At 35.4% G+C, this 6,053-nt stretch carries 5 protein-coding genes and 1 pseudogene; all 6 read left to right on the top strand.

Going from position 1 to position 6,053, the window contains the following annotated elements; all coding sequences use genetic code 11:
* A pseudogene (locus tag DXC04_RS16245) lies at positions 1-156 on the top strand (helicase C-terminal domain-containing protein); the annotation flags it as partial.
* Between the two features lie 155 nt (positions 157-311).
* The gene (locus tag DXC04_RS15125; RefSeq protein WP_006426957.1) at positions 312-1,436 is read left to right on the top strand and encodes a tyrosine-type recombinase/integrase; all 1,125 of its coding nucleotides are present in this window, start codon (positions 312-314) and stop codon (positions 1,434-1,436) included.
* Between the two features lie 697 nt (positions 1,437-2,133).
* On the top strand, positions 2,134-3,195 hold the full coding sequence (locus tag DXC04_RS15965) for a tyrosine-type recombinase/integrase (protein WP_226853056.1): 1,062 nt from the start codon (positions 2,134-2,136) through the stop codon (positions 3,193-3,195).
* A complete protein-coding gene (locus tag DXC04_RS15115; protein ID WP_006426955.1) occupies positions 3,185-4,684 on the top strand; it encodes a tyrosine-type recombinase/integrase in 1,500 nt (499 codons plus the stop codon). Before DXC04_RS15965 ends, DXC04_RS15115 begins: the two co-directional genes overlap by 11 nt.
* Positions 4,659-5,042 (top strand): DUF6262 family protein, encoded by a 384-nt coding sequence (locus tag DXC04_RS15110; RefSeq protein WP_015513361.1) that lies wholly within the window; start codon positions 4,659-4,661, stop codon positions 5,040-5,042. Before DXC04_RS15115 ends, DXC04_RS15110 begins: the two co-directional genes overlap by 26 nt.
* A 140-nt stretch (positions 5,043-5,182) precedes the next feature.
* Entirely contained in the window at positions 5,183-5,926 is a 744-nt protein-coding gene (locus tag DXC04_RS15105) for a hypothetical protein (protein WP_006426953.1), read from the top strand.
* The last annotated feature ends 127 nt before the right edge of the window (positions 5,927-6,053 follow it).

Genomic DNA, 6,053 nt, shown 5'->3' with positions numbered 1-6,053 from the left:
ACTTGTGTCGTGTCCATTTTAGACGAGCGTGCAGGAGAAGGTGGCAGGTATCATGAGGAAGTAATGTGTGCGCTTCCGAGCTGCAAGATGGCAAAAGATATCAAGGATGTCCAGCACTTTATTCGAAACCGGAAAGGCGTGGAATACTACCTGTAACCGTTCGTGGTTCTGCTACAGAAAAAGCAGATTTTGCACGAAAAGTTTGGTGGTATTTCAAGGGCGTTTTCGGTGGGATTGTTGGTATTGATGAATAGCTATTTCGGCATGAAGTGGGTATACTGTGTATAGCGTTAGAGGAAAGGAGGCAGCTTATGATATACAAGGTGGAAACGATAAAAGATGGAACAGAAAAATATTTTTTCATCAGAAATCTGGAAACAATGAGTATTGAAGAACTGCCAAGTAAATATCTAATGCATAAGATTAAATGTAAACGTTCACCAAATACAGTGAAACGCACAGCATTTTCAATCTGCTATTATATGAAATATATGGCAGAGAAAGAAATGGAACTCACAGAAGTCTATCAGTTAGATTATGAAAAACAGACAGAACACTTTGTGGAATTTTTATACTGGCTTAAAGCCGGAAACCATACAGAGCAAACGGCTGGAGAAAAGAAGTGTCCGAATGAAGGAACCTGCAACGCATACTTAAAAGATGTGTTCAGGTTCTATTTATTTATAGAGGCAGAATATGAACAGTACGGAAGTCTCAAAACCTTATCGTATAACCAGATTATAGCGGTTAATCAGGTGGGAGTAAAAAAGGTACTGCGGAATCATTCTTTTAAAGCCTATCTGAAGGAAGAGGAACATCGTGGGAGAACAGCAAAAGAAAATCAGATTATTACAATTTTACAGGCCTGTACGAACCGAAGAGATCAGCTTCTGTTACTTATGTTAGCAGAAACCGGATACAGAATTGGGGAACTACTGGGAGTAAAATATGTCAAAGATATTGATTATAGGAATCACATGATAAGGGTATGCTTCCGGGAAGATAATGAAAATGAAGCGAGAGCCAAAAATGCGGAATACAGAAGTGCCAAGATAAGTAATGATACGTTTGAATTTCTCATGGATTATCTGGCAAAATATCGGAAAATCCTGCAACATCAGGATTACCTGTTTGTGAATATCATGGGTGAGAACATTGGAAAGCCATTAAGAGTGGACAGTGTATATGATATGTTGGACCGAATGGAAAAGAAAACCGGAGTTAAAATCACACCCCACATGTTACGTCACTATTTTGCAAATATGCGAAAGCAGGCAGGATGGGAACTGGAAATGATCAGTCAGGCATTGGGGCATAAACATTTGGATACGACTATAAAGTATCTGGACTGGCTGGATGATGAACTGATAGAAGCAAGTAATGAGTTTTATGCACAACACACTGCTATTTATGGGGCGGAACGTCTGCTGGAGTAGGGAGGTGTGAGAAATACCTATATATTTATTGCAACAGGCAGAACACATAACAGAATCTGAAGTAGATATTGAGAAGAAAAAGCAGGAACTATATTCAGAAATTGATGCACTTGGAATAAAAAGCGATTCAAGAATTAACAAATTGAAAAAGTTCTTGGCAGATAGAAAAATCTGGCATCTGGAAGAAATGGATTATCCTTTGCGAAATTCGTATGAACAATATTTAAGAGGACAGATACGATCACAAATTGTATCTTTCTATTTGAAAATATATGATACGGTAAAACAACAACATATCTATCAACAAATGCAGACGCTAAATGGAAAGCGGATATATGAATGGAAATATCAAAATAAAATTTATTTTCTGAAGTATTATCCGGAAAAGGAAATAGCTGAGACCTTTGAAACTTCTTATAAAACAAACCTATTGGTGTGGGATTTTACACAAAATTGTTCAGAAGTTTTAAAGAAACAAATTTTTTATACGTTGAGTCGTATCATTGCCAATACTTCAATGTCTAAGGCTTATAGAAATGTCAGGTTAAAATCCTTAAAACTTCTTTATGATTCTTGTGTTCAGTTAAATATTACGGATATTGGATTGCTGGAAATGGAACAAGTGGAAACTATTTTAAAGAATTTTCCCGAAACGAGTCAACGAAGTATTTTAGGTGAATGCAGAAGAGATGCGTTTATGCAGCAGGAACAGATCCAATGGGAAGCAAATGTATGGTATCTGGAACGATTACATCTTGGAAAACATCGGATAGACGAAAGTAAATCCTTAATTAGCATTTCTTTTATGGAAGTCAAGGAAATACAGAATCGAGAAATTTTACAGGCATACATGAAATATGAACTGGGAATTACTGGACAGGCAGTCAGCACGATTGTACGAAGATTTGTATGTATTAGAAATTTTATTGAACTGCTGGAACAAGAAAAGATACTGGCGATTCATGCAACTGTCGCAGAAGTAAAAAAGTATGCAGACGGCTTGCGAGAACGGGGAATACAGGCAAAGGGATTTAATGAAAGAATTTTCGGTATCGGTCATTTTTATAAATTCATGGAAGTTAAACAGTATATTACAAGAATGCCATTCCGAATTGAATATTTCCAACAAAAAGAAGTAATAGTACATCATGATCGTAGCGTTGAGGAAACAGTATATATGGAAATTTTGAAAAAATTATATCTTTTTCCAGAGCGATTACGATGTATGTTCCTACATCTGTGGTGTCTAGGATTACGGGCGAGTGAAGTGTGTACATTGAAAGGAAATGCTTATTATCAGCAGGGCGAGGATTATTGGATTCAGGTGTATCAGGTCAAAATGAAGAATTATAAAAGGATTCCAATCCCACAGGCACTTTATCAGATTATGAAAGTATACTTGAAAAAACATGAAATTCAGCCTGAAGAATTCATTTTTAAAAACAGCAGAGGTGGTGCTTGTCTATATGGTACATTCCGAACTCAGATGATAGAAGCGTGCCGGGAAAATAAGATTGCAAATGGAGAATATTTATTTCAATCACACGATTATCGACATACAGTAGCAACTATGTTTTATGACAGTCATGTATCACTGCAAAGTATCAGGGATTATCTTGGACATACTTATGAAGAGATGACAAGACAGTATATTGATTATATGCCGCAAAGGATTGCAAAAGCAAATGATGAGTTCTTTGAAATGCAAGGAAGTAGTTTAGCATCATGGCTAAAGAAAGAGGAAAAAGATGGAAAATGATATTATATACTTCAGCGATTTCCCCAATTTACAAGAAACAGGGACACGTAAGGATAATGGAAAATTTGATTTAACGTTGCTTCCAACGCAAGAATTAAAGGAAGAGTTTCGAGGTTATATTATGTATCGCTGCAAAAACGGAACGTTTAGAGCATTGATTCAGGATCGAACAGCTTATAATCATATTGCAAAGTTTTTGAACAGCAGAATAAATCGGAGAATCAAAAGCCTTGGAGATAGAAATCCAGAAAAATGGATATCACTTTTAAAAGGCTGGATGTTAGAACAGGGAATAACTATTGTAAAAGAAAAGAAGAGTGTGTATGGTACAGTAAGCTATGGCGAAGCAGTGACGATATTATATTTCAGAAACGTACTGAAATTTTTAGGGCCAGAAGATTTACGGGATGAGATAGAAAAAGATGTTTGGGAACTAAAAAATCTGGATATTAAAATCAGATCCAATCCAATTTATAATGTAAAAACACTGGATTTCAGAAAAATATATCAGCCAGATATCAGGGAAGAATGTAAGAAAGCTGTTTATATGAATCTGCAGTATGAAGCAATAGGAACTGTACAGGGAGAATTGACAATAATGAGGATATTCTCAGAATATCTCCAAAAAGAGTATTCCAAAATAAAAAGCTGCAGTGAAATAGACAGAGAAGTGTTGGAAGAATTTTTGATACATCTGTCAACAAAAGATACTTCCCATAGTGCGAATAGTTCTTATGTAATTTCATTAAGACGACAGTTAGAGACAATCGGAAAAATTTACAGCTATGAAAGATTGGAGCATTTATTTATTAATACGGATATTCCACCGGAAGTAAATGCAGAATTTAGAGTGTATTCTGATGATGAAATGAAACGACTGAATGCGGAAATTACACAGATGGATGTACAGATTGCAAGATGTCTTCTGATACATCAGATGCTTGGAACTAGGATATCAGATACCCTTACACTGAGACCAGATTGTCTGACGAGAGAAAATGGCCAAGATATGATTGAAATATATCAAGTTAAAACTAAAAGATATAAAAAACCGATCAGTAAAGAACTTGCAAAACTGTTACAGAGTTCTATTGAATATACACAGGAAAAGTTCGGTGATACAGAATACATATTTGTTAATGAAAAAGAACCTGACCGCCCGATGCAGTATATGGCTATAAAAACAAAAGTCATGTCCATGATACAGGAAAAGCAGTTGAAAGATGATCATGGCGAATTATTCGGGTTTGGAACGCACATGTTCCGGCACTACTATGGCGTCAAACTTACAGAAATGCATCTGGATGACTGGACGATAGCGAGACTATTGGGGCATAAAAGACTGAATAATGTACAGCATTACCGGAAAATGAGCAATCAAAGAATGGCAGACGAAACCAGAGAAGTAAGACAGAGGATGAGTGACATCATATATATGAGTCTGGCAAGATGGGGTGAAGAATATGAGCAAATACGACAAGATGATTGAGGAAAATCAGAGAAAAAGTAAAGAGAAAATTGAACTGGCATTGCAAGCAATACAAGATATGCTGGCAAATAAAGAACGTATCAGCGTTCCAAAGCTGATGAAGAAAACTGGATTGTCGAGAGGATTCTTTTATAAAAATCCAACCGTCCGGGATACATTGAACCAAGCAGTAGAGCAACAGGCCGGAATGATAGATCCAAGAAGAGAAATTCTGAACATGGCGATGGAAAAACAGATTGAACTGTTGAACCAGAAGGTGGCAGCTCTGAGCAGAGAAAATAAGGAACTGAAGAGAAAGAACGAAAAGTTACAGAAGGCATTACGGAAACAGGATTTGAATTTTATTAAGAACTTATAACATTGAAAATAATAAGATGGAAGAGATGTGTGCAGACACATCTTTTCATCGTTGAGGATAAAATATATAGAATGAGAATGGGATTGTTTTATGGTATACTAAAAGTGAAATGCTAACTTTGATATGAGGTATAAAACAATATGACAGAAATACAAATTAAAAATTTAATTAAAGAATATGAAAAAGAATATATTGAGTTTATGGAAATTGAGAAATTACCACAGTATAAGATAGATTTTTTTGAAATTAATGTTGAGGAAAGCGATGCAGCAGGATTCGCTTCAGCCGCCCAAGCTTACTATAATACGAAAACAGATGAACATATATTAAGGATATGCAAAAGTTCGGAAATACCAAGGTATATTGTGTTTCATGAATTTACGCATATTTTAGATACGGAAATGTATGCAAAGCAAGATTCTTGGAAATATATGGCTTTGTCTGGTTATACAGAATATCATGCAGCACAAGTTGAATTGATGATAATGTTAGGAGCAGATAGTATACAAACTCAAGATTTTTCATTTACAGTTGATGTTGAAATAGGTAATAGTACAGTTAGGAATTACCTAAACTCAAGACATCAATTAGTAGTGAATATGATGAATAGAACAGATTTTCCAAGAGATATTGAAGCATTAAAAACAACGGTAGGTGTGCTATATAATTATTTTGGAGTGCGTTCTATATGTAAAATGTATGCGAAAGATTATACTGAAGAAGTGGATAACACAATTATTATTCAGAAACTTTCAAAAGTATTATTTGAAGAGATAAATAGCTTTATGGTTGGATGGTTTAATGAAGCACAAGTAGAGCTGAGCTTTGTGTCATATATGAAAATAATGTGGCCTATGCTTCAAAGCTATTTTGGAAAAGAATGAAAGATAGTAACAGTAAACACAGTTTTGTATACAGTTAAACCCAGTAAAATCAACGCATGAGGGGAACTGGCTACATTTTAATTCCCTGTCTGGTGGGAGATGTCCGCAATCAAGGTTTTGATTTTGT

This window comes from Dorea sp. OM07-5 (genome assembly GCF_003481355.1).
Lineage (GTDB): Bacteria > Bacillota > Clostridia > Lachnospirales > Lachnospiraceae > Dorea_D > Dorea_D hominis.
This window is presented reverse-complemented; position numbering and strand designations above follow the sequence as displayed.

Excerpts from the sequence above, each read along its gene's own strand:
- DXC04_RS15125 (WP_006426957.1), top strand. The coding sequence starts at position 312 with ATGATATACAAGGTGGAAACGATAAAAGATGGAACAGAAAAATATTTT.
- DXC04_RS15965 (WP_226853056.1), top strand. The coding sequence starts at position 2,134 with ATGCAGCAGGAACAGATCCAATGGGAAGCAAATGTATGGTATCTGGAA.
- DXC04_RS15115 (WP_006426955.1), top strand. The coding sequence starts at position 3,185 with ATGGAAAATGATATTATATACTTCAGCGATTTCCCCAATTTACAAGAA.
- DXC04_RS15110 (WP_015513361.1), top strand. The coding sequence starts at position 4,659 with ATGAGCAAATACGACAAGATGATTGAGGAAAATCAGAGAAAAAGTAAA.
- DXC04_RS15105 (WP_006426953.1), top strand. The coding sequence starts at position 5,183 with ATGACAGAAATACAAATTAAAAATTTAATTAAAGAATATGAAAAAGAA.